General features: G+C 54.2%; 22 protein-coding genes. 13 read left to right on the top strand and 9 right to left on the bottom strand.

Annotated features, from left to right (window positions below; all coding sequences use genetic code 11):
• Positions 1-13: 13 nt before the first annotated feature.
• Both EKN83_RS08910 and EKN83_RS08915 read right to left on the bottom strand, forming a co-directional pair.
• Entirely contained in the window at positions 14-1,195 is a 1,182-nt protein-coding gene (locus EKN83_RS08910) for an aldo/keto reductase (protein ID WP_185857661.1), read from the bottom strand.
• 46 nt (positions 1,196-1,241) lie between these two features.
• A complete protein-coding gene (locus tag EKN83_RS08915; protein WP_126800715.1) occupies positions 1,242-2,228 on the bottom strand; it encodes an aldo/keto reductase in 987 nt (328 codons plus the stop codon).
• Between the two features lie 212 nt (positions 2,229-2,440).
• Between EKN83_RS08915 and EKN83_RS08920 the strand changes: the two genes are divergently transcribed.
• Complete coding sequence (locus EKN83_RS08920; protein ID WP_047038596.1) at positions 2,441-3,349, top strand: LysR family transcriptional regulator; 909 nt, start codon at positions 2,441-2,443, stop codon at positions 3,347-3,349.
• A gap of 27 nt (positions 3,350-3,376) precedes the next feature.
• Here the strand turns inward: EKN83_RS08920 and EKN83_RS08925 are convergent, their stop codons facing one another.
• Positions 3,377-4,276 (bottom strand): LysR family transcriptional regulator, encoded by a 900-nt coding sequence (locus EKN83_RS08925; RefSeq protein ID WP_126800716.1) that lies wholly within the window; start codon positions 4,274-4,276, stop codon positions 3,377-3,379.
• A gap of 139 nt (positions 4,277-4,415) precedes the next feature.
• Here EKN83_RS08925 and EKN83_RS08930 point away from each other — a divergent pair, with 139 nt between their 5' ends.
• From EKN83_RS08930 to EKN83_RS08975, 10 genes are all read left to right on the top strand, one after another.
• Complete coding sequence (locus EKN83_RS08930; RefSeq protein WP_045910563.1) at positions 4,416-4,721, top strand: hypothetical protein; 306 nt, start codon at positions 4,416-4,418, stop codon at positions 4,719-4,721.
• A gap of 11 nt (positions 4,722-4,732) precedes the next feature.
• A complete protein-coding gene (locus EKN83_RS08935; protein WP_126800717.1) occupies positions 4,733-5,422 on the top strand; it encodes a type 1 glutamine amidotransferase domain-containing protein in 690 nt (229 codons plus the stop codon).
• A gap of 84 nt (positions 5,423-5,506) precedes the next feature.
• Positions 5,507-6,454: an aldo/keto reductase gene (locus EKN83_RS08940; protein WP_063447079.1), complete on the top strand. Its 948-nt coding sequence runs from the start codon at positions 5,507-5,509 to the stop codon at positions 6,452-6,454.
• A 102-nt stretch (positions 6,455-6,556) separates the two neighbouring features.
• Positions 6,557-7,591: an amidohydrolase family protein gene (locus EKN83_RS08945; RefSeq protein ID WP_126800718.1), complete on the top strand. Its 1,035-nt coding sequence runs from the start codon at positions 6,557-6,559 to the stop codon at positions 7,589-7,591.
• A 150-nt stretch (positions 7,592-7,741) separates the two neighbouring features.
• Complete coding sequence (locus EKN83_RS08950; RefSeq protein WP_126800719.1) at positions 7,742-8,314, top strand: NAD(P)H-dependent oxidoreductase; 573 nt, start codon at positions 7,742-7,744, stop codon at positions 8,312-8,314.
• Between the two features lie 2 nt (positions 8,315-8,316).
• A complete protein-coding gene (locus EKN83_RS08955; protein WP_126800720.1) occupies positions 8,317-9,336 on the top strand; it encodes an aldo/keto reductase in 1,020 nt (339 codons plus the stop codon).
• A 38-nt stretch (positions 9,337-9,374) separates the two neighbouring features.
• Complete coding sequence (locus EKN83_RS08960; RefSeq protein ID WP_126800721.1) at positions 9,375-9,752, top strand: DUF1330 domain-containing protein; 378 nt, start codon at positions 9,375-9,377, stop codon at positions 9,750-9,752.
• A 97-nt stretch (positions 9,753-9,849) separates the two neighbouring features.
• The gene (locus EKN83_RS08965; protein WP_185857662.1) at positions 9,850-10,545 is read left to right on the top strand and encodes a putative quinol monooxygenase; all 696 of its coding nucleotides are present in this window, start codon (positions 9,850-9,852) and stop codon (positions 10,543-10,545) included.
• A gap of 15 nt (positions 10,546-10,560) precedes the next feature.
• A complete protein-coding gene (locus EKN83_RS08970) occupies positions 10,561-11,364 on the top strand; it encodes a carboxymuconolactone decarboxylase family protein (protein WP_126800722.1) in 804 nt (267 codons plus the stop codon).
• 264 nt (positions 11,365-11,628) lie between these two features.
• Positions 11,629-12,216 (top strand): hypothetical protein, encoded by a 588-nt coding sequence (locus EKN83_RS08975; protein WP_025756455.1) that lies wholly within the window; start codon positions 11,629-11,631, stop codon positions 12,214-12,216.
• 29 nt (positions 12,217-12,245) lie between these two features.
• Here EKN83_RS08975 and yjjJ read toward each other — a convergent pair whose 3' ends face one another.
• Genes yjjJ through EKN83_RS09000 form a run of 5 tightly spaced genes read right to left on the bottom strand, consistent with a single transcriptional unit; the run spans position 12,246 to position 19,793 of the window.
• A complete protein-coding gene (gene yjjJ / locus EKN83_RS08980) occupies positions 12,246-13,550 on the bottom strand; it encodes a type II toxin-antitoxin system HipA family toxin YjjJ (protein WP_126800723.1) in 1,305 nt (434 codons plus the stop codon).
• Positions 13,551-13,594: 44 nt separating this feature from the next.
• Complete coding sequence (gene silA / locus EKN83_RS08985; RefSeq protein ID WP_126800766.1) at positions 13,595-16,771, bottom strand: Cu(+)/Ag(+) efflux RND transporter permease subunit SilA; 3,177 nt, start codon at positions 16,769-16,771, stop codon at positions 13,595-13,597.
• A gap of 10 nt (positions 16,772-16,781) precedes the next feature.
• Complete coding sequence (locus EKN83_RS08990; protein WP_126800724.1) at positions 16,782-18,029, bottom strand: efflux RND transporter periplasmic adaptor subunit; 1,248 nt, start codon at positions 18,027-18,029, stop codon at positions 16,782-16,784.
• An 11-nt stretch (positions 18,030-18,040) separates the two neighbouring features.
• Entirely contained in the window at positions 18,041-18,379 is a 339-nt protein-coding gene (gene cusF / locus EKN83_RS08995) for a cation efflux system protein CusF (protein ID WP_126800725.1), read from the bottom strand.
• Between the two features lie 28 nt (positions 18,380-18,407).
• Positions 18,408-19,793: an efflux transporter outer membrane subunit gene (locus EKN83_RS09000; protein WP_126800726.1), complete on the bottom strand. Its 1,386-nt coding sequence runs from the start codon at positions 19,791-19,793 to the stop codon at positions 18,408-18,410.
• Positions 19,794-19,953: 160 nt separating this feature from the next.
• On the opposite strand from EKN83_RS09000, the gene EKN83_RS09005 reads away from it, so the two are divergent.
• Together EKN83_RS09005 and EKN83_RS09010 are read left to right on the top strand one after the other, a co-directional pair.
• Positions 19,954-20,637 carry a copper/silver response regulator transcription factor gene (locus EKN83_RS09005; RefSeq protein WP_025756461.1) on the top strand — a complete coding sequence of 228 codons (684 nt, stop codon included), beginning with the start codon at positions 19,954-19,956 and terminating at the stop codon, positions 20,635-20,637.
• Positions 20,627-22,081 (top strand): Cu(+)/Ag(+) sensor histidine kinase, encoded by a 1,455-nt coding sequence (locus tag EKN83_RS09010; RefSeq protein ID WP_126800727.1) that lies wholly within the window; start codon positions 20,627-20,629, stop codon positions 22,079-22,081. The genes EKN83_RS09005 and EKN83_RS09010 overlap by 11 nt, the downstream gene beginning before the upstream one ends.
• Positions 22,082-22,084: 3 nt before the next feature.
• Here EKN83_RS09010 and EKN83_RS09015 read toward each other — a convergent pair whose 3' ends face one another.
• Positions 22,085-22,990 carry a LysR family transcriptional regulator gene (locus tag EKN83_RS09015; protein ID WP_095448957.1) on the bottom strand — a complete coding sequence of 302 codons (906 nt, stop codon included), beginning with the start codon at positions 22,988-22,990 and terminating at the stop codon, positions 22,085-22,087.
• Positions 22,991-23,014 lie beyond the last annotated feature (24 nt).

Consider the following 23,014-nt stretch of genomic DNA (forward strand, 5'->3'; position numbering starts at 1 on the left):
GTGACAGCAGGTATTAATTTTTATCAAACTGACTTTCGGTAAACGGATCGGCGCGACCGCCCTGCAATGGGATTTTGGCAAGCGCCGCATCGATTTCGCGTAGCTCGCTGTCCGTCAACCGGACTTGCGGTGCACCGCTGTTTTCTATTAGGTGCGGATATTGCGTCGTACCCGGGATAGGGACAATCCAGGGCCGCTGCGCCATCACCCAGGCCAGCGCGAACTGAACCGGAGTGGTGTTTTTGCGACGGGCCCACGACTGCGCGAATTCAAGCAGCACCATGTTTTTGGCCAGTGCATCGGGCTGGAAGCGTGGCAGGTTATGCCGCCGATCGGAGCTGTCGAATCGCTGGCTTGGATTGACTGCCCCGGCAAGGAAACTCCGGGCGGTCGGGCAGTAAGGTACAAAGCCGATACCCAGCTCTTCGAGCGTTGGAAATATCCGTGTCTCCGGTTCACGCCACCACATGGCATACTCACTCTGTACTGCAGTCACAGGGAGTACCGCATGTGCGCGGCGGATTGTCCTGGCACTCGCTTCCGACAATCCCCAGTGTTTCACTTTACCCTCCTGGATCAACGCCTTCACAGTTTCCGCCACATCCTCAATCGGCACATTCGGATCGGGGCGATGTTGATAAAGCAGATCGATGTGGTCCGTTTTCAGACGCTTTAGCGAACCCTCTACGGCGCGGCGGATATGGTCAGGATGGCTGTTGAGGGAGGTTGGCTTCCCCTCCTCCACGCCGAAACCGAACTTAGTGGCAATCACCACACGATCGCGAACGGGGGCCAGTGCTTCCCCGACAAATTCTTCACTGAGATGGGGACCATACACCTCGGCAGTATCAAAGAACGTAATGCCTTGTTCGAAGGCGGCCCGGATGAGCGAAACCATGGCTTTACGATCGCGCGGACCACCGCCGTAATACCCCACCATAGGCAGACACCCGAGTCCCATGCTGGATACCTCCAGCGAGCCGAGTTTACGCGTGGTTAAGGTCTCCTTCTGGACGGGAACAGCATCCGAAGGGGCGTTCGACGTGTCCTGACCAGCCGGGTTCGCCATCACTGCTCCGCTACTGCCAAGAGTACTAGCGGCCAACGCCAGACCGGCGCCGGCGATCAGAAAATTGCGACGATCCCGGGAAGCGGGTACAGAAGCAGAATGCTGGTCATGCATCATCTTGCTCATAAACTGGAACTCCCTAAAGCGAAGAAAGGATTCATTAATTTGGTGATTACCAGGCATAAGCCTGGGGCGCTTCTCCCCCGGGTCCGGGCCAGATTTCGTCGAGACAGCTCATGGTGTCGTCTGATAGCGCGATTGTCGTTGCGTGAAGCGCCTGATGGAGTTGTTCGACCGTACGAGGCCCGATAAGTGGAGCAGTAACGACAGGATTCTGCAGGAGCCACGCAAGCGCCACATCGGAAGGGGTTTCGCCGAGGTCCTCACATAATCCTTCGTAGGCTTCCAGCTGAGGACGGTGTTGTTCAATTAGACGGGCAAACGCGGGCCTTGCACGGCGCCCGCTTGCCATCTTTTTCAGTGCGCCGCCAAGCAACCCTCCGGCAAGTGGGCTCCAGGGGATCAATCCCAGGCCAAAATGGCGGCATGCGGGAATGACCTCCAGCTCAACAGTTCGGGCAGTCAGATTGTAGAGACTTTGCTCAGCAACCAGGCCAAGGGAATGACGGGCCGTGGCCACTGACTGCGCAGTCGCAATGTCCCAGCCCGCGAAATTGCTGCTACCGATATAAAGCACTTTTCCCTGCTGAACAAGGAGTTCCATGGCCTGCCAGATCTCTTCCCATGGCGTATAGCGATCGATGTGATGCATCTGATAGACGTCAATATGGTCGGTCTTAAGCCGTCGCAAACTGTCCTCGCAGGCCTTGCGAATATGGTAAGCAGAAAGACGGCGATCATTCGGACCTGGCCCCATTGGCTGATAGACTTTCGTCGCCAGAACGATACTGTCTCGCCGGCCACCCTGCTGGAGCCAGCGACCAATAATCTCTTCGGACAGCCCCGAGCCTTGCTGGATATCGGGTGATTGTTCAGTGCCATACACGTCTGCTGTATCAATGAAATTTATACCCGCCTCAAGCGCTTCATCCAGAATGCGGGCGCTGGTTTTCTCGTCGGTGACGTCACCAAAATTCATGGTTCCGAGACAAAGGCGGCTGACTTTCAGGCCGGTGCGGCCAAGATGCGTATAGTTCATACACGGCTCCGTTAGGTGAATGTTCCGCCCTGACCGACGGCCAGAGCGCATAATTTTCAAGAATAACGAAGCACAACGTGTTCAGTGAGAGGCGATGAGTGGATGGACTTGTGAAATAAATTCAGCAACGGATTAGCGCTAATCGGTCTATGGTGTATATCATTTCCGTATCAACGCATTCGGGCCTTAACGCACAAGGAAAACGATTCTGTATGCAAATAAGCAGAGCTGATGTCGCCGATCTCATTTATTTCATGGCTATTGCACGTCATCGCAGTTTCAGCCGTGCGGCGATTGAATTAGGTGTCAGTGCATCAGCGCTTAGTCATGCCCTGAAGGGACTGGAAACCCGGCTCGGGGTTCGCCTCCTTAATCGCACGACGAAGAGCGTTACACCTACGGCTGCAGGTGAAGAACTGGTTCAGTCTGTCCTTCAGCCTTTCGACAAGATAGAAGGCGCGCTTGAATCGCTTAACCGGTATCGTAATACCCCTACCGGACGTATCCGCATCAATGCTGCTGTTGAAGCGGCCAATCTTTTGCTTGCGCCAGTTATGCCCGCGTTTATGGATCGCTATCCCGATATTGAAATCGATATTGTGGCCAGCAACCGTATGGTTGACGTCACTGATGCGGGCTTCGATGCCGGTATCCGCTATGGTGGCACCGTCCCGGAAGACATGGTTGCCCGGCGTTTATCTGCCGATATTCGCTGGGTTATCGCAGCATCCCCCGACTACCTTGAACGCTACGGAACGCCTGAACATCCTGATGATTTATTACACCATCGCTGTATAAGCAATCGTCTCGGCGACGATCGGATTTATCGCTGGGAACTTGAGCGAGACGGCGAAACGTACCAAATCAGTGTGCCTGGCTCTGTGACGGTCAATCAGGCTGAAACGGGCCTTGTGGCCGTATTAGGCGGAGCCGGCCTGATGTATTTTCCGGAGCCTCTTGTTGCACCCTATGTGAAGGATGGACGGCTCCGCCTGGTGCTTACGGAGTGGTCCCCGCTGGAGGAAGGTTTTCATATCTATTATTCAAGCCGCCGGCAACTACCGACCGGGCTTCGCCTTCTGATTGAGTTCATACAGGAGGCCCGGCCGCTGGGGTTGTGAAATAGCGCCTCCATACTGAACGAGGCGTTATCGTCCCGTAGCGGATATCAGAAAATCAATCAGGGCCTTCACTCTTTTCGTTTTGCCCGCGTTTTTGGGGTAATAGAGATACACTGGCGGGTAGGTTTTCCAGTAGCTCTCCATCACGGGTATAAAGCGCTCCCTGTCCTGCTGTAACTGCAAGATGGGTTCAAACAAACGTCCGATTCCCAGGCCGTTACGGATCCCGTCTGCCATAACGTCAATATCGTTGCTGATTAACTGCCCGGGCATCTCAACCGTCAACTGCTCTCCGCGATCGTTCAGAATCAACGGAAGGATGCGGTTGTTAGTAATAAAACGGTAGCCAATCAGCTTGTGTTGACTGAGGTCAGCCGGCACCTCGGGCATTCCATGCTCGCTGATATAAGCTGAGGATGCATATAACCCTTCACGAAAGGGTTTCATTAACGGCCGCGCCACCACCCCACCTTCGAGGATATCGCCAAAACGGATCCCAAGATCAAAACGCTCTTCGATAACATTCACGGTACCGTCGTAAACCGAAATTTCAAGCTGTATACCCGGATATTGCTGACAGAATTTCGCCATTGCAGGCTTAAGAATTAACAGATAGGCAAAACGCGAGAGCGTGATTCGCACGATACCAGAGGGCTCCTGATTCTGGTCGCGAATGCTTTCAAGCGAATGTTCCAGCGACTCCACCGCCGCAGCGGTCTGTTCCAGCAACAGCTGCCCGGTTTCCGTCAGCTCAATACGGCGGGTCGTACGCACAAAAAGCGGATGGCCAATATGATCTTCCAGCAGCTTAAGCGCATTGCTGACGGAGGGAGGCGTAATTTCCAGTTTTCTTGCGGCTGCCGAAATATTGCCCTCACGTGCAATGCTCTGAAAGATGCGTATCTGGTTATACAGGGCGTTATTCATAATGTGTTCCTAAAGCAATCTCCGCCTGATTATTAAGTACAGTCTAAAGATGCTTAAGTCAATGCTCCTCTAATCTTCGTGAAATTCGCCTCTTATACTTTTATCTCTTTCTACAACGACCTGAGTTCAGGAGACTATGATGCGAATTTTATGTCTGGATATCCCCGCACCTGGAGCATCGCTGGAAAAATATGCTCCACACCTTAACGCTGAAGCGCTACACGCCTGGGGATTGTATAAATCCGGCTTCATCCGCGACATCTACTTCCGTCAGGACAGACCTGGCGTCGCTATTTTTCTTGAATGTGACTCTGTCGATGAAGCGATGAACGTAATGGCCGAATTCCCGCTGGCAAAAGCTGGCTTATTAAGCTTTGAGTGCATTCCGCTTGGCTCCTTTATTAACTGGGAAAATCTCTTTGCCGCTGAATTTAAAAATAAATAGTGAGGCCCGATATGAAACCTGCAGATAAACCCGTGCTGTGTGTCGTTTCCAGTCATCCGATTAAAGGCGCATCCGGTGTACCAACCGGTTTTTTCCTGGCTGAGCTGACGCACCCGCTGAAAGTACTGGAAGATGCCGGACTAAAAACGACGATAGCCAGCATTCGCGGGGGACAGCCGCCGGTGGATGGATTTGACCTCAGTGACTCTGTCAACGCCTGGTTCTGGAACGAAACCGATTTTCAGCAGCGCCTGGCCACAACGCCTGCGTTATCTGAGCTGAACGGTTCCGATTACAGCGCCGTTTTCTTTGCGGGCGGGCATGGAACCATGTGGGATTTCCGCGACAGCCAGGATGCCCAGCGTATTATCCGCGAAGTATATGAAAGTGATGGGATTGTCTCAGCCGTCTGCCACGGGCCTGCGGCACTGGTTGACGCTAAGCTCAGCAGCGGCGAATACCTGGTGAAAGGCAAAAACGTGGCGGCCTTTACCAACAAGGAAGAGGAAGAAGTTCACACCACAGATGTGGTTCCCTACCTGCTTGAGACTGCACTCCGCGAGCATGGCACGCTTCATCATGAAGCCCCGAACTGGTCTGAAAACGTGGTTACCGACGGACGCCTTATCACGGGGCAGAATCCCGCTTCAGCGCACGGTGTCGGTGTGGCGCTGTTAAATGCCCTCCGCCAGCCAACTTAATTCATTCATCTGTCTTTCATCGTTACTCACCCTCTTTGGCCGGTTTACGTCAGCAACGTTCCGGCCTTTTTTCAGGAACTGAATATGAAAACTCTTCCTCCAGTCGCGCTCGGCACATGGTCCTGGGGCACAGGCTTCGCCGGTGGCGACACCGTCTTCGGCAATCATCTTTCTGATACTCAGATGGCAGACGTGTTCACCACGGCCATGAGTAAGGGTCTCAACCTCTGGGATACCGCAGCAGTATATGGCATGGGGAGTTCCGAGGCAGCGCTGGGAACATTAGTCCGTCAGTTCCCCCGCGAGGATATGATTTTATCCACCAAATTCACGCCGCAGATTGCGAACGAGCAGTCTGCACAGCCTGTCAGCGATATGCTTGAGGCCAGCCTCGGACGCCTGGGCGTGGACGCGATTGATATCTACTGGATCCATAATCCCCTCGACGTCGAAAAATGGACGCCAGGACTGATCCCACTTTTACAAAGCGGTAAGGTAAAACGCGTAGGTGTTTCCAACCACAATCTGGCACAAATCAGACGCGCCAATGAAATCCTTAACGCTTCCGGTTATTCCCTCAGTGCAGTACAAAATCACTACAGCCTGCTCTATCGCGCTTCTGAAGAGGCCGGGATCCTTGATTATTGCCGACAAAATAACATCACGTTCTTTGCTTACATGGTCCTGGAGCAAGGCGCGCTCAGTGGTCGTTATGATTCAAATCATCCCATGCCTGCCGGGAGTGGCCGGGCCGAAAGTTATAACGCAGTACTGCCGCAGATAGAAAGACTAACCGCCGCCATGAAAAAAATGGGAGCCGAAAGGAATGCCAGCGTGGCACAGATAGCCATCGCATGGGCTATTGCGAAAGGTACCCTTCCCCTCGTGGGTGCGACTAAAGTCCATCACGTTCTGGACGCCGCCTGCGCTTCAGACATCCAGTTACGCGATGAGGAAATCATCCTGCTGGAACAACTCGCCGCAGAGACCAGAGTGGATACACGAGGCGCCTGGGAAAAACCGATGGTGTAAAGCCCGTCCGGAACAGACTGTCATGAATGACACACACGAACGGGCTGTTCCGGGTGATTCTAATCTGTATCACTTTTACTGCTTTGTATGAATGGTGAGAATATGAAAATCATTTGCCTCGAAGAACATTATCTCGACAGCGAGTTAGGGCGAGCGTGTATGCCTGTTGCGCTTGAGCAGGCACCTTTCCTTGGCGACTGGGGGAAAACCGTCGCTGATGGTCATAATCCTGACCGAAGCCGGCCGCAGATAGAAAAGAATGCGCTGATAAACGCGAAAGGCGCTGATTTGGGAAGCCGCCGCCTCAGGGATATGGATGAGGCGGGAATTACCCTGCAGATACTTTCTGTGGGCGGATTCCCCCAGCTGGCTCCCGGGGATAAAGCGGTAACGTTAAATACGGCGGCAAACGACCGCCTTGCCGGGGCGGTAAGAAATCACCCGGATCGCTTCGCGGCATTTGCCACACTTCCCTGGGCACAGCCGGAAGAGGCTGAAAAAGAGCTTGTCCGCGCAGTTGAAAAACTGGGGTTTAAGGGGGCACTTCTGAATTGCCGACCCTCTTCATGCTTTCTCGATCATCCTGACTATGACTCCCTGCTTTCCCGCTTTAATAAACTGAATGTGCCACTCTATCTTCATCCCGGATTACCGGTTAAAAGCGTGCAACAGGCCTACTTCACGGGCTTCAGCGCAGAGGTCAACGCCCGGCTCTCTATGTTTGGCTGGGGCTGGCATCACGAAGCCGGGATCCATTTGTTACGGCTGATGTTATCGGGCGCATTTGATAAATATCCCCACCTGCAGGTAATCAGTGGCCACTGGGGGGAGATGCTGCCCTTCTGGCTGCAGCGTCTTGATGACAGCCTTCCACTGGCTGCAACAGGTCTGTCACGCACGCTAACGAGAACCTTCCAGGAGCACGTTTACGTTACCCCGTCAGGTATGCTGTCGCTGCCGCACTTCCAGTTTATCTACGCGTTAATGGGGGCAGAAAGGATCCTGTTCTCCGTCGATTATCCCTATCAGACCCTGGACGGTGTAAAAACCTTTATCGACAGTCTGCCCGTCAACAAGGCTGAAAAAGAGGCCATCGCATTTCGCAATGCAGAACGTTTACTGGGCATCACGGCGTAGTTCACGGGTTCGTGATGACCGGTACTATGAGAACAGTCGACCATTATTAGTTTTTGTCTAAAAGTGAATGAGTCTTTACTGCTCTAAAAAAAATAATGGTGTCACTCTATACTGGGTTAAACATTCACCAAATATATTTAACTCATTGAAATGAAAAATATCCTTATTGTTTCAGGCCATCCTGAGCTTACCCATTCCGTCGCCAATGCCACGATCCTTGATGAAGTGGGGACCGCCCTTCCCGATGCTGAAATTCGTCGTCTGGACTGGCTCTATCCGGACGGCAAATTCAATATCGCTGCGGAGCAGGAAAGCCTGCTCAGGGCCGATGTGATTGTCTGGCAGTTTCCTTTTTCCTGGTATGGGCTGCCCGGGTTAATGAAACAATGGCTGGACGAGGTCTTTGTCCACGGCTTCGCGCATGGCTCAACGGCGAAACTGGGCGGTAAAAAGCTGCTCCTCTCCTTCACTACAGGGGCGCCACAGGCGCTCTATACCGCTGACGGTTTCTTTGGCCATGCCATTGAAGAGTATCTTATTCCGTTCGAGACCACGGCAAAACTGTGCAATCTTGAGCTGCTGGCGCCGGTTTATACCTGCGGTATCAGCTATGCCGACCGGGATGCCGACAAAATCGCGCAGCAAAAAACGCTTGCCCGGGAACACGCTTCAAGGCTTGTCGATCTGCTCAATTCCGTCGTGAATAATCCAGAGGGAGAATAACGATGCAGTATACCCGGCTCGGTAAAAGTGACTTACTGGTCTCCCGCATCTGTATGGGATGTATGGGGTTTGGCGACCCGTTAACGGGCCAGCATCGCTGGACGCTGGACGAAACAGCAAGCCGGGACATCATCCGCTACGGTCTCGAAAAGGGTATCAATTTTTACGATACCGCCATCGCCTATCAGAACGGCTCCAGCGAGCGATACGTTGGCCGGGCGCTGCGGGAGATGGCAAAACGCGAGGACGTGGTGCTGGCCACCAAGTTTCTGCCACGAACCGCCGCGCAAATTGCCGCGGGGATCGGCGGAAAAGAGGCAATAGCCCGATCGCTCGATCAGAGCCTGCAGAATCTGGGGATGGACTACATCGACCTCTACATTTACCACATCTGGGATTACAACACGCCGGTTATCGAGGTGCTTGAAGCGCTGCATGCCGCCGTTACTGCGGGCAAAGTGCGCGCTATTGGTATTTCCAATTGCTATGCCTGGCAGCTTGCGAAAGCGAACGCCCTTGCCGAACGCGAAGGGCTGACGCCCTTTGTTTCCGTGCAAAGCCACTACAACCTGATTATGCGTGAAGATGAACGAGAGCTCTTCGGTCTGTGCGCTGAGGATGATATCGCCATGACCCCCTATAGCGCGCTGGCGAGCGGTCGTCTCTCCCGGAAAGAAGGCCACACGCGGCGAGCCACCGAGGATGCCTATGCCCGCGGAAAATATGACAGCACGGCTGGACAGGATCGGATCATTATCGAGCGCGTCGCCGAGCTTGCTGAACGACAGAGGGTGTCCATGACGGAAATCTCACTCGCCTGGCTGCTGACAAAAGTCACGTCACCTGTCGTAGGGGCCACAAAAAAAGATCACGTCGATGGCGCGGTAAACGCCGTAAATCTTCAACTGAGCCCGGAGGAAATCCGGTTTCTGGAAGAAACCTACCAGCCGCATGTTCTGACGGGGATCATGGGGCAAAACACGCCGCAAACGAAAGACGTTAAGCAGGTCTGGACGCGGTAGCACTTATTCACTTTCTTGAAATACCATCAGGAGGAAGGATGACTATTAAGACAGCGGTAGCCTTTCTATTTGCGCTCTCTGGGCTATCTACAGCACTAGCGGCAACGCCTGCTTATTATATCGCAGAGTTTCAGGCGACCGACCGTGAAGCGATAAAACCGTACAGCGCTCAGGTTGAGTCAACTTTCAGGCCCTTTGGTGGACGCTTCATCGTCAGAGGAGGTGAACCCGATGTTAAAGAAGGGTTCGGAGCACAGGGCCGACTGGTTGTAATAAAGTTTGAGAGTCTTAAAAATGCCCAGGATTGGTATAACTCGGCAGCGTACCAGAAGATCATCCCTATCCGTCACCGTGCCGGCAATTCGCGACCCTATATCGTAGAAGGATTGCCAGAACTGGCTCCTGTTACACCATAGCGTTTTACAATCTACCAACACCAACTTATAGAACGTCTTAAACAGCCATTTCAGTAAAAGGATCATCGTGAAAAAGACTCTTATGCTTTTAATTTGGATGCTAATAAGCAGCCCTGTCTTTGCAACAAAACTGGACGCGCCGGATAAGGTAGTGATGAATATCTTTGAGCTTGGCGTCAGGCACGATCGGGACAAAGATTTTGCAGACGTAGCCAGACAGACGATTTCCGCTTCGGTTGATCATGAAGCAGGTACGCTGGCGATGTACGCCCTGCTCCGCAGCGACAATCCACGTAAGGCATTCATGGTCGAACTCTATGAAAACGAGAGTGCTTACCGCAAACATCTGAATGCCGAACCATACAAGGCATTCGCTGCCCGGGCACCTGACATTATCGTTCGGAAAAATAAAATCACTCTGGAGCCCCAATTTCTGGGGGACAAACACATTATACCGAATGAGCGAACCATTAATAATCTGGTGATCGTCGAGGTAAAGCCTGAATTACAGACCGAATTTAAAAACATCGTCATGCCTGAAATGGCTGAGTCGCTCAAAGTAGAGAAAGGCGTGTTAGCCATGTATGCCGCTACAGACTCACAGACTCCGAACCGCTGGTATTTCTATGAGATTTACGCCAGTGAGGAAGCGTATCAACTGCACCGACAAACGCCACACTTCCGTGACTATCTCAGGCAAACGGCGCATATGAGCGTCAGTAAGGACGCTATCCCGGTAAAACCGGTATTTCTTCGTAACAAAGGCGGAATCAAACAGGATCCGCACCGTTGACCAGTGAGGATTGACATGAAAAGCGTAATTGCAGCGGCGGCCATGTCGCTTGTTATTTCTGATTTTGCTAATGCTGAGGAAACAAGAGGTAAAACTATGATGAAAATTGAACCTTCAGCGATTTCTGAAGCTGATATTCGTTCTGTCTCACCGGCTCTTGCGCGCTTTGGTCGAGAAGCTATTACTGAAGATCTGTGGACACGCGATGCCCTCTCGCCCAGGGATCGTAGTATGGTGACCGTCTCCATGCTAATTGCCAGAAACCAGCCTGGCGACCTTAAGCACTATATAGACATTGCCCTTGATAATGGCGTTACGCCAGCGGAATTGTCAGAAATCATTACCCATCTGGCGTTCTACTCAGGTTGGCCAAATGCAATGTCAGCCGTCAGCGTGACCAAAGCAGTATTTGAAACTCGTGGCGTCACGGCAGATGCACTTCCTGAAGCTTCTCCGGACCTGCTTCCTCTCAATCAGGAAGCAGAAAAGCAGCGTTCAGAGACAGTGGAAAAAAATGTTGGCCCAATATCTCCGGGCCTGGTTAAATTCACTGCAGATCCACTGTTCCTGGATCTCTGGCAAAGACCCGCGCTGAAACCCCGCGACAGAAGTATGATTACGGTCAGCGCGTTAATCGCATCCGGACAGAGCGCGCAGATTGGCTATCACCTCAATAGAGCAATGGATAATGGACTTTCTGTTGAGGAAGCTGGTGAGATTGTTACCCAGGCCGCGTTCTACGCTGGCTGGCCAAACGCATTTACTGCTGCTCCGGTTGTCGGAGAGGTGCTAAACAATCGATCATCGAGTAAAAGGTAATATTACTGAACACTAAAACCTGACGCACATCACAAAATTAGAACGAACAGCTCACAACACCATTCGATGGTGCATGCTGATTCCCTTCATGTCAGTGCAATACCCTGTCGTATACAGAATTGCTGGCAATAAAAGAAGGAACACTGAATGAAGTATGTGAAATAGCGCTTCCATGCGGGACGATGCGTTATCGTCTTTATCGCCCCGTAGCGGATGTCAGAAAATCAATCAGGGCCTTCACTCTTTTAAAAGCCGTATAATCAAATGATTAAAATTTTATCCCACCGCCTGAAACACTGTAACGCGCTGGCCGACAGCATGAGCAATGCCTCCCCGACGCAACTGCAGCAGCTCAAGACGCAGTTGGCCGAACAGATGGGTAATCCTGTGGGACTACATACCATGGGTATTCCGGCAGCAATCAGTACGCTCGGGGTGATTGTCAGTTTCACCATTCCGCAGCTGTGGTTGGGCTATGGCGTACTCGCCGCACTCGGGCAGCCAGTTGAACGCGTATTCGTGTGGGTTGTGCTGGTCGCCCTGCTTTTCGCTGGCATCAACGGCGTGACGATGTTCATGATTGGCAAAGGCAGCATGCGCGCCGTACGGATACACCTTGCGCTGGCGGTGATAAGCCTGGTATTAACGGCCATCTATCTGCTGGCCGCGCTGAGCGGTAGCCCTTTTCCGGGCGTCAGTCTGACTGCGGCACTGGTGAGTATCGCCATGTTATTGCTTAGTGGTAGCGCTATCCTCTCCACAGCCTTTTATAAGATGCTGCTATTTACTCTGCATAATCGCGCCTGGCGCAAGCTGATCAGGCAGACACGCGATGCACATATGCCACGCTAAGCCTGCCCCTCGTAACCATCCCGCCCCCATTATCCCAGACGCGATATCCTCGACCTCGCCTCGTCCAGATGGCTGCGCAACGCCGCAAGACATGGCGAGAAACTGGCAGAGAAACTGCGGCAATCACTGGCCAGAGCATAAAAATGCTCAGCCAGCTCCAGCGCTTCATGCCAGATTTCTCCTGCGACCGCGTCGATAAGCGTAACCGGACGCAGCGTATTCACCAGTGCGCCTCCTGATTTCGGTGCGAAGCCCATGGGCAGCATGTCATAGGCTGGCGCAAGATCGTAAGGTCGTCCATGGGAACTGATAAACGACAAATTACCGTGGTGCATGTCAGTATTGCCGATCAGCGTGCCAAACGCCCAAAGCCTTGCCGTACTGGCGACCGCGTCCGGGTGAACACAGCCCTGCTTTGCCAGCTCGTTCACCAGTACCGGCCAGGTTTCTCTTGCCCGGCCGACAAACTCCGCCTCAAGCGCACGTAAAGAAAAGAGCCCTTTACGACCAAGTGGTCCCGTACGATCGAACCGCGGGATCTCAAGGAAGCGCTGTCCGCCAAAATCAAACACTGCTGTTTCGACGCCAAGCACCCTTAACGCCAGATGTTCCGCCAGCAGCAGGTCTCGCCAGCGTTCGCTTACAGGGTTATCGTCCGGCGCCGTGAATTTCACAATGACATGGCCACGCTCTGTGTAAGTGCAGAATTTTGGCTGCTCGCCGCCTGCAGAGGAGCCCGGTACATCGCCGGCGCTCACGGCCTGCGCCAGAGACGGGTATGCGGTTGCCCGGTCCACGGCAACAGGCAACGGCATCTCGACAAAATGATTCCGCGCCTGTTCTCCAATTAACAGGTTCCCCACCGCATCGTGCCCGTGAGCCAGCAAAGCCCGGATAACGTCAGTGTCACTCCAGTTCTCTGGATTCGGCGGCAGGCCCAGCTCGGGTGAAAATCGGGATGCATACGCCCGGCCAAGGTATCCCTGAGGCCGCATGTCAAACAACCACCACGGCAATCCATCGCTATGGAGGCATATATTGTCCGTTTGCTCCATCACAAAGCCGTCAGGATAAACCGGAACGAGTTTACCCAGCGGTTTTACCTTACCCTCTTCCGTAATGCGGTAAACGGGAGCCGAACTGAACCCACGATGCGCATCACGCAGCACATAGTGAATAGATGGACCTGAGCCAATACGAACAACCTCATCGCCAAGCGCTTTCATCGATCGCGAAACGGTTGGCTGACTAACCCCCATAATATCAGTAAGTTGCCTTACTGACATGGGGCCTTGCCTCAGCAGTTGTCGTAGCGTTTCGGATCGATTTATCATGGCTTTGAATCGCTTTATGAATAGCTTATTGAATAGCTAATTTATCAGGTATTGACCCCTCTGTCATCTTCACGAACCGCCGTCGGTATTTTCTGCCTGCGTAGCCAGATAAGCTTGTACGCCGCTGGAATAATAAACAGCGATAGCAGCGGCGCCGTAATCATCCCGCCAATCATCGGCGCCGCAATCCGGCTCATGACTTCTGATCCTGCACCGCTCCCCCAGAGAATGGGCAGCAGGCCCGCAATGATCACCGCGACGGTCATCGCCTTTGGCCGCACGCGCAGCACGGCGCCATGATAAAGGGCGTCATCAAGCCCCTGCTCCGTAAATGTCTCAGGCTGTGCCAACGCCGGATGCGCTTCAATGGCATGACGCAAATACATCAGCATGACCACCCCAAACTCAGCCGCCACCCCGGCCAGGGCGATAAACCCGGTGCCGGTTGCGACAGACATATGGAAGCCCTGCCAGTACAGGAACCATATCCCGCCGACCAGGGCGAACGGCAGACTCATCAGGATCAGCAACGCCTCATCCACGCGACGGAACGCCAGATAGAGCAGAATGAAGATGATCATCACCGTCATCGGCACCATCAGCTTCAGCTTCTTATTGGCATGCTCAAGCAGTTCAAACTGTCCGGAGAAGGAGACGCTGGTCCCCGGCCTCAGTTTTACGTTCTGACCGATGGCGGTCTTAATGTCATTCACCACGGACACCATATCCCTGCCGCGGGCATCGATATAGATCCAGCTCGCAGGGCGGGCATTTTCCGTTTTCAGCATCGTGGGGCCTGAAACGACGTCAATCTTTGCAACATCACCCAGCGTAATCTGCTGTTTCATTGGCGTCAGGATCGGCATCTGCCTCAACGCGCCCGGGCTGTTCCGGTAGTCCTGAGGATAGCGAATATTAATTGGATACCGGGCAACGCCTTCCACCGTTTCCCCTACCGTCGCACCGCCAATGGCCGATGAAACAAATAGCTGCACATCGCCCACCGTCATCCCGTAGCGGGAGGCTTTTTCCCGGTTAATATCGATATCAATATAGCGCCCGCCTTCCAGACGCTCTGCCAGGGCAGACACCACCCCCGGCACCGTTCTGGCGACGGCTTCAATGCTCTGCGCCGTGGCGTCGATATCCGACAGCACGGTTCCTGACACCTTGATACCAATCGGGCTTTTGATCCCGGTCGAGAGCATATCAATGCGGTTGCGAATAGGCGGAACCCAGAGGTTAGCCAGACCGGGCAAACGAACGGTCCGGTCGAGCTCCTCAACAATTTTGTCAATCGTCATGCCGGGCCGCCACTGATCTTCAGGTTTGAGCTGGATAGTGGTTTCCACCATTTCGAGCGGCGCGGAGTCCGTTGCCGTTTCTGCTTTTCCGGTCTTGCCAAAAACGGACGCCACCTCAGGCACGGTTTTGATCAGTTTGTCCGTGGTCTGCAGGAGCGCCGCCGCTTCTGCCGGAGAGACGCCGGGCAACGTCGACGGCATATACAGCAGATCACCTTCGTTGATTTTCGGCAGAAACTCACCGCCCACCTGGCTCAGAGGCCAGATAACCGTGAAGATGGACAAGGCCGCAACCAGCAGGGTTGTTTTTGGCCACTGGAGTACCTTAAGCAGCAGCGGATGATAGGCGTTCATCAGCAGCCGGTTCAGCGGGTTACTGTTCTCTGCGGGGATTTTACCCCGGATCCAGAACCCCATCAGAATCGGAATGACGATAATAGCCAGCGCGGCCGCCCCCGCCATGGCGTAGGTTTTTGTGAAGGCCAGTGGACCAAACAATCGCCCTTCCTGCCCCTCAAGGGTAAAAATGGGAATGAACGACAGGGTGATAATCAGCAGGCTGATAAACAGCGCGGGCCCCACTTCCACGGAGGCGTTGGTGATCACTTTCCAGCGCGTGGCGTTGTCAATGTCTTCACCGGGATGCTGATGATCCCACTCTTCCAGCCGTTTATGCGCGTTTTCAATCATCACGATGGCGGCGTCCACCATCGCCCCCACGGCAATGGCAATACCGCCCAGGGACATAATATTGGCATTCAGCCCCTGGAAGCGCATGACGATAAAGGCGATACACAGGCCAAGCGGCAGAGAGATAATTGCCACCAGCGCGGAACGGACGTGCCAGAGGAACAGCGCGCAGACAATGGCCACCACAATAAACTCTTCGAGAAGCTTGCCGCTCAGGTTATCAATGGCCCGGTCGATGAGCTGGCTGCGATCGTAAGTCGTCACAATCTCAACGCCTTCCGGCAGGCTGGCCTTCAGCGTCTCCAGTTTGTCTTTTACCGCCGAAATGACCTCACGCGCGTTTTTGCCAGAACGCAGGATCACCACCCCACCCGCCACTTCTCCCTGCCCGTTAAGCTCGGCAATGCCGCGGCGCATTTCCGGCCCTGTTTGTACGCGGGCAACGTCGCGCAGGTAAACCGGTACGCCGTTTTCGCCGGTTTTCAGGACGATGTTATTGAAATCCTCCATCGTCTGCAGATAGCCGCTGGCGCGGACCATATACTCCGCTTCCGCCATTTCAACTGACGACCCACCAGCCTCCTGGTTGGACGACTCAAGGGCCTGCTTAACTTCCGGCAGGCTGATGCCGTACTGGGCAAGTTTAAGCGGGTTGACCTGGATCTGATACTGCTTCACCACGCCGCCCACCGATGCCACCTCGGCAACGTTCGGGATGGTTTTCAGCTCAAATTTCAGGAACCAGTCCTGCAGTGAGCGCAACTCGGCGAGATCGTGCTTTCCACTGCGATCCACCAGCGCATATTCAAAGATCCAGCCCACGCCCGTGGCATCCGGGCCGATTTCAGAGCTCACGCCAGCGGGCAGTTTGCCCTGAACCTGGTTCAGGTACTCCAGCACGCGAGAACGGGCCCAGTACAGATCGGTCCCGTCTTCAAAAATGACATACACATACGAATCACCAAACTGAGAAAAGCCGCGTACGGTCTTTGCGCCGGGAACCGACAGCATGGTGGTGGTGAGCGGATAGGTCACCTGATTTTCCACAATCTGCGGGGCCTGGCCGGGGTAGCTCGTTTTGATAATCACCTGAACATCAGACAGATCGGGCAAGGCATCGACAGGCGTGTTGATGATAGTCCATGTTCCCCAGACGCTGAGAAACAGTGCGCCCATCATGACCAGGAAACGGTTGGCGACAGACCGCCGGATAATCCATTCAATCATCATCGTCTCCTTAATGGACTGAATGCGCGTCGGAAGCGGATTCAGCGTGACGCATACGCTCCAGCGCGCCGGTAATATTGGCCTCCGAGTCAATCAGGAACAGACCGCTAACTACCACTGACTCCCCTTCTTTAAGGCCAGAACCGATAGCGGACTGTTGCTGAGATTCATGCAGAACGTGGATCGGTTTCGGCACAAAGCGCCCCTCTGCATCAACGGTAATGACGCGCTGTTCTTTGCCGGTATCAATAACGGCCTGAGACGGGATCAGCAGCATCTCCTGACTTTGGGTATTCAGCGTCAGGTACGCATTCATGCCCGGCTTCAGCAGTTCATCTTTGTTTGAGACCTGCAGGCGCACCTGCAGCGTACGGGTGGTTTGGTCCACGCTCGGCAGAAGATTCCATTTTTCAACCGGGAAGGCGGTATCCGGCCAGGCCGGTACCGAAACGGCAAACTGCGAGGTGTCTTTCAGCAGATAAGCAATGGATTCAGGAACCGCCGCGCTGATCCAGACCGGATCCATCCCCTGAATTTGCGCCACCACCTTATCTTTCGAAATATTCATGCCGGTGCGCAGGTCAAAGGCGGTAATAACCCCGTCGATCGGCGCCCTGATGGTAAACCGGGTCTGGATAGTGCGGGTCGCACGCAGTCGCTGAATATCCTCATCCGGCATACCGGCCAGCCTGAGCCGTTCCAGTACCCCTTTTATCTGCGTGGGCGTACCGCCGGTGCCGGAGAGTAGCAGAAACTCGCTCTGAGCCTCGACCCAGTCCGGGATTGTAAGATCAATCAGCGGCGTGCCCTTTTTCACCTTATCGCCGAGAGTCAGCGAATACACTTTCTCAACGAACCCTTCCGCGCGCGCCTGCACAATGACAAACTGATAGTCGTTATAGCTGACGTTCGCCGGGATCGTCTGCACATAATTCAGCGTTCCGCGCATGACCTTTTGCGTTTTTAATCCCAGGTTCTGGACCTGGGTCGGATCAATACGGATCCCGGCACTGCTTTTATCATTCTCATCGGCATACTTCGGCACCAGATCCATATCCATAAACGGTGATTTACCGGGCTTATCGAATTTAACGTCGGGCTTCATCGGGTCATACCAGAAAAGCACCTTTCTTTCAGATGTGCTATTTTCTGGCGTTGCCGATGAGTGCATTGTCTGCCATGCCGTCACGGCTATCAGCCCTCCCGCAATAAGGCTGGTGATAATCGTGGCGGCATATTTTATGTTTAAAGAAGCCATGCCGTTTCTCGCTATTTAATGCTCTTGAGTACAGAGAGATTGCCCTGCTGAACAAACGAGAAATTCACGTGGCTGCCGACTTTTAAGGCAGTAATACTCGCGTCGGCCTGCATAAAAGTAAAACGCATGGTCATCGCTGGCCAGCCAATTTCCGGGATGGCTTCATGAGAAATCGTCACTTTTTTGTTCGTCAGATCAATGTCCTTCACGATACCGGTCCCGGTGATGACCTGCTCTGTGGCCCCTTCGCTGGCAGCGCTCATCTCCGCGTGCTGATGAACCTCAGCCTGAAGGCCAGCAGAAAACAGAATAATTGCACCAAATACAACGACGTTAAGTGAATTGCGCATGTTTAATTTCCTTTTTAATTAAATGAGGTTATTCGACCCAACCACCGCCCAGCGCGGTGAAGAGATTAATTTCATTAACCTGTCGGGCATAAATAAGGTCGAGAATGGTTTGCTGCGTGGAAAACAGCGAGCGTTCCGCGTCTAATACTTCGATATAGCTCACCGCGCCGCTGGTATATAACCCTCTGGCACGCTGCAGGGTGATGTTTAGCGAATCAAGATACCGCTGCTGCGCAGCAAGCTGCTGGCTGAGGCTGTCCCGCAGCGCAAGCGCGTCGGCGACCTGTTTAAAGGCGGCCTGAATTTTTTGCTCGTAATTCACAACCGACTGCTGCTGGCGAATTTCGGCGAGCTTCAGGTTGGCTTTATTTCTGCCGGCATTAAAAATGGGAATCTCTATTTTGGGAATAACGTTCCACATGCCACTCCCGGCGGAAAAGAGACTGGATAATTCCGTGCTGCCTGTTGAAAGCCCGCTGGTCAGGGATATGGACGGGAAAAAGGCGGCGCGCGCCGCGCCGATATTCGCATCGGCCGCTTTAAGCTGATACTCCGCCTCCATAATATCCGGACGCTGCAGCAGGATTGCCGAAGAAAGATGGGGTGGCAGCTTTACCGGCGCAATGTCGCGGGCGTTCATCCCGCCGTCGCCCGGCGGCGTGCGATACGTGCCGAGAAGCAGCTGCAGGGCATTGTTGGCCTGCGCCAGCTCCCCCTCTCTTTTGGCAATATCTGCCTGAGTACTTTCAATCTGTCCCCGGGCCTGCTCCAGCGCCAGCACGTTGGTGCTGCCCGTAACCAGCTGTTGCTCAACGAAAGCATACGATTGCCGGTAATTGTTCAGCGTTTCCCGCGCAACACGCAGCTGTTTATACGCCAGCTGCTGGTTGAAATAGCTCTGCGACACGTTCGAGACAAGCAGAATATGCACCGCGCGGCGGGCCTCTTCGCTGGCGAAAAAGTTTTGTCGGTCGGCATCACTCAGGTTCTTCAGCTTGCCGAAAAAGTCGAGTTCGTAGCTAAGCGCCAGACCGGCGTCGTACTGCTGAGTGGTGGGTTTGTCACTTTTCAGCCCACCGCTGTAGGTAATTCCCGAGGAGGCGTTTAGCTGAGGATAACGATCCGCATCGGTCACGCTGAACTGCGCCCGGGCCTCTTCAACCTTCAGGGCGGCCATTTTTACATCGCGGTTATTTTTCAGGGCTTCTTCAATCAATCCTGATATCTGCGGGTCGACGAAGAAGTTGCGCCAGCCGGTGTCCTGATACCCGGCCGCCACGGTCGTCAGGCTGTTACGCGAGAGCGAAAACTGCTGGGGTACCGGTGACGCCGGGCGCTGGTATTCAGGGGCCAGCGAAACGCAGCCTGCCAGGATAAATACCACACTGATGCTGAGTCGTTTTAACAGGAACATAATGGTTCATGAAGTCCAGAGTATTTTTAGGGTTACTCTACTGAACGCATCCTGTTTGACCGGTGACAGGATAATGACAATGCTGTCATTTTTGGCATAAGTCATTGTGAACGATCCCGGGCTCACTAGAATGTCTTCAGCAGCCAGTCTGGGGAGCAAGATGAAAATACTGATCGTTGAAGACGAAATGAAAACCGGGGAATACCTCAGCAAAGGGCTGACGGAAGCGGGGTTTGTCGTGGACCACACGGATAATGGCCTGACCGGGTACCACCTCGCCATGACGGCGGAATATGACCTGCTGATTCTGGATATCATGCTGCCCGATGTAAACGGCTGGGATATCGTCCGCATGCTCCGTGCTGCCGGCAAAGGGATGCCCATACTGCTTCTGACGGCGCTCGGCACAATTGAACACCGGGTTAAGGGGCTAGAGCTGGGCGCTGATGATTACCTGATTAAGCCTTTCGCCTTTGCGGAGCTGCTCGCCCGGGTCAGAACGCTGCTAAGGCGCGGGAATACGGTGATTGCAGAAAGCCAGCTTCAGGCGGCAGACCTGACGGTTGACCTCGTGTCGAGAAAAGTGAGCCGGGCCGGGAGTCGCATTCAGCTCACCAGCAAAGAGTTCAGCCTGCTGGAGTTTTTCCTGCGTCATCAGGGCGAGGTGCTTCCCCGCTCCCTGATTGCCTCCCAGGTGTGGGACATGAACTTTGACAGCGACACAAACGCAATAGATGTCGCGGTTAAGCGGCTGCGCGCAAAAATCGATAGCGATTTTGAACCCAAACTGATTCAGACGGTGCGCGGCGTGGGCTATATGCTGGAGGTGCCGGATGCCCGTTAAGCTTCCCAGGCGCCCTTTTTCTCTCGCCCTGCGGCTGACCTTTTTTATCAGCCTCTCCACGCTACTGGCCTTCTTCGCCTTTACCTGGTTTATGCTGCATTCCGTCGAAAAGCATTTCGCCGAGCAGGACGTCAGCGACCTGCAACAAATCAGCAGCGCGATGCACCGCATACTGCAGTCCCCGGCCGATCCCGATCAAAAGAAAATCAGCAAGCTCAAAGAGTCGCTTGCCGGCTACCGCAACGTTGCCGTCCTGCTTCTGGATCCGCAGGGCAATACCCTCTTCAGCTCGGCACAAGGCGCAGCATTACGCCCGGCGATGAACACGGCGAACTTTAGCCAACACCGTCAGGCACAGGATGTGTTTCTCTGGACGGTCGATGACCCGGACATGGCCATGCATGCCGGGTCCGACATGAAGATGGAAACCTACCGGATTATCGCCTCTTCAGGAACGGCGACGCTGCAGGGCAAAACGCAGAACTACGTTATGCTGATCGGGCTCTCTATTAATTTTCACCTTCACTATCTTGAGGCGCTGAAAAAGAACCTGTTCGCGATTGCCGCGGTGATTAGCGTGCTTATTGTGCTCATCATTCGCATCGCGGTTCGCCAGGGACATTTACCCCTGCGTAACGTCAGTAACGCCATTAAAAATATCACCTCGGAAAATCTGGACGCGCGTCTGGAGCCGTCTCGCGTGCCCGTTGAGCTGGAACAGCTGGTGATTTCGTTCAACCAGATGATGGGGAAAATTGAAGATGTCTTTACCCGGCAGGCCAATTTTTCCGCCGATATCGCGCATGAAATCAGAACCCCCATCACCAACCTGGTGACGCAAACGGAAATTGCGCTGAGTCAGCACCGGACGCAAAAGGAGCTGGAAGATGTTCTCTACTCCAGCCTGGAAGAGTACAACCGGATGACCCGGATGGTCAGCGATATGCTTTTTCTCGCGCAGGCGGACAACAACCAGCTGATCCCTGACCGGGTGCTGTTTGACCTCGGCGCGGAGGTGCGAAAAGTTTTCGAGTTCTTCGAGGCCTGGGCGGAAGAACGCCACATCACGCTCACCTTTCACGGCGTGCCCTGCCTGATAGAAGGCGACCCGCAGATGTTCAGAAGAGCCATCAATAACCTGTTATCCAACGCCCTGCGCTATACCCCAAAAGGGAAAACGGTGACGGTCTCCATCAGCAAACGGGGTAACGACGTTGAGCTGATCACAGAAAACCCCGGCACGCCGATCCCGCAGGTACATCTGTCGAAGCTTTTTGACCGCTTTTACCGCGTCGATCCGTCCAGGCAGCGTAAGGGGGAAGGCAGCGGGATTGGGCTTGCGATCGTGAAATCCATCGTCACCGCGCATCACGGAAAAGTCCGCGTCGAATCGGACGCGGTGTCGACGCGCTTCATCCTCACCGTACCGGGAAAAGCGCTCTGAGCGTCAGCAAACCGTGCGGCACACCTCAAGGACCTTTTCCCTGAGCCAGCGATGCCCCGGATCCCGCTCCATACGCGGATGCCACATCTGTGAAACCGTAATGGTGCGGGTCGTAAACGGCAGCTCAAAGACGTGTACGCGCTCTGACATCGGCTGATTGAGCAGGTACAGCGCCGGTACCATGGCAATCAGATCGGACGCCAGCGCCACGGATAACGCTGTCGGAAAACCGGGCACTACGCTTGCGACCTTGCGTTTCATGCCCCGTTCCGCCAGCGCCTCATCGACAAAACCGCGTAACGAACCGTCGGGCGAAGCCAGCACATGACCCCAGGCAACGTAGTCACTCAGGCTGATCTCCGGCTGTAATGACAGCGGATGCCCCTTGCGCACCGCGCCAACGAACCGGTCCTGAAAGAGTCTTTGCAGACGTATTTCAGGCCCCATATTGCCCTGCACGCCAATCTCCAGATCGACAAGCCCCTCCCGCAAATAGCGCGACGTTTTTTCAGGTTTCGGCGAGAAACGAATACAGACCCCGGGCGCAACGCTCGCCACCGCGGCAATCAGCAGCGGTCCAAACGCCACAACAAAACCATCGTTCGCGCGGATGGTGAACAACCGCTCAAGGCTTTCCACCTTCAGCGTTTCAGTGGAGGGCTGGAGCACCGCCCTTGCCTCATACACGGCGCTTCTGGCGCGGTCCCGGGTGGCTTCTGCCCAGGGCGTCAGGACCATATGACGCCCGGCCCGCACCAGAATAGGATCGCCGGTCACCTCCCGCAGCCGGCTAAGGGTACGGCTCATGGCGGAGGTGCTCAGGTTTAAACGTCGCGCCGCACCCGCCACGCTGGCTTCTGCCAGCAAAATATCGAGCGCAACCAGAAGGTTAAAATCAGGATCGGACACGGTGAATCCTCAGATATGGCGTTA

Source organism: Enterobacter sp. WCHEn090032, assembly GCF_003986875.1.
Taxonomy (GTDB): domain Bacteria; phylum Pseudomonadota; class Gammaproteobacteria; order Enterobacterales; family Enterobacteriaceae; genus Enterobacter; species Enterobacter sichuanensis.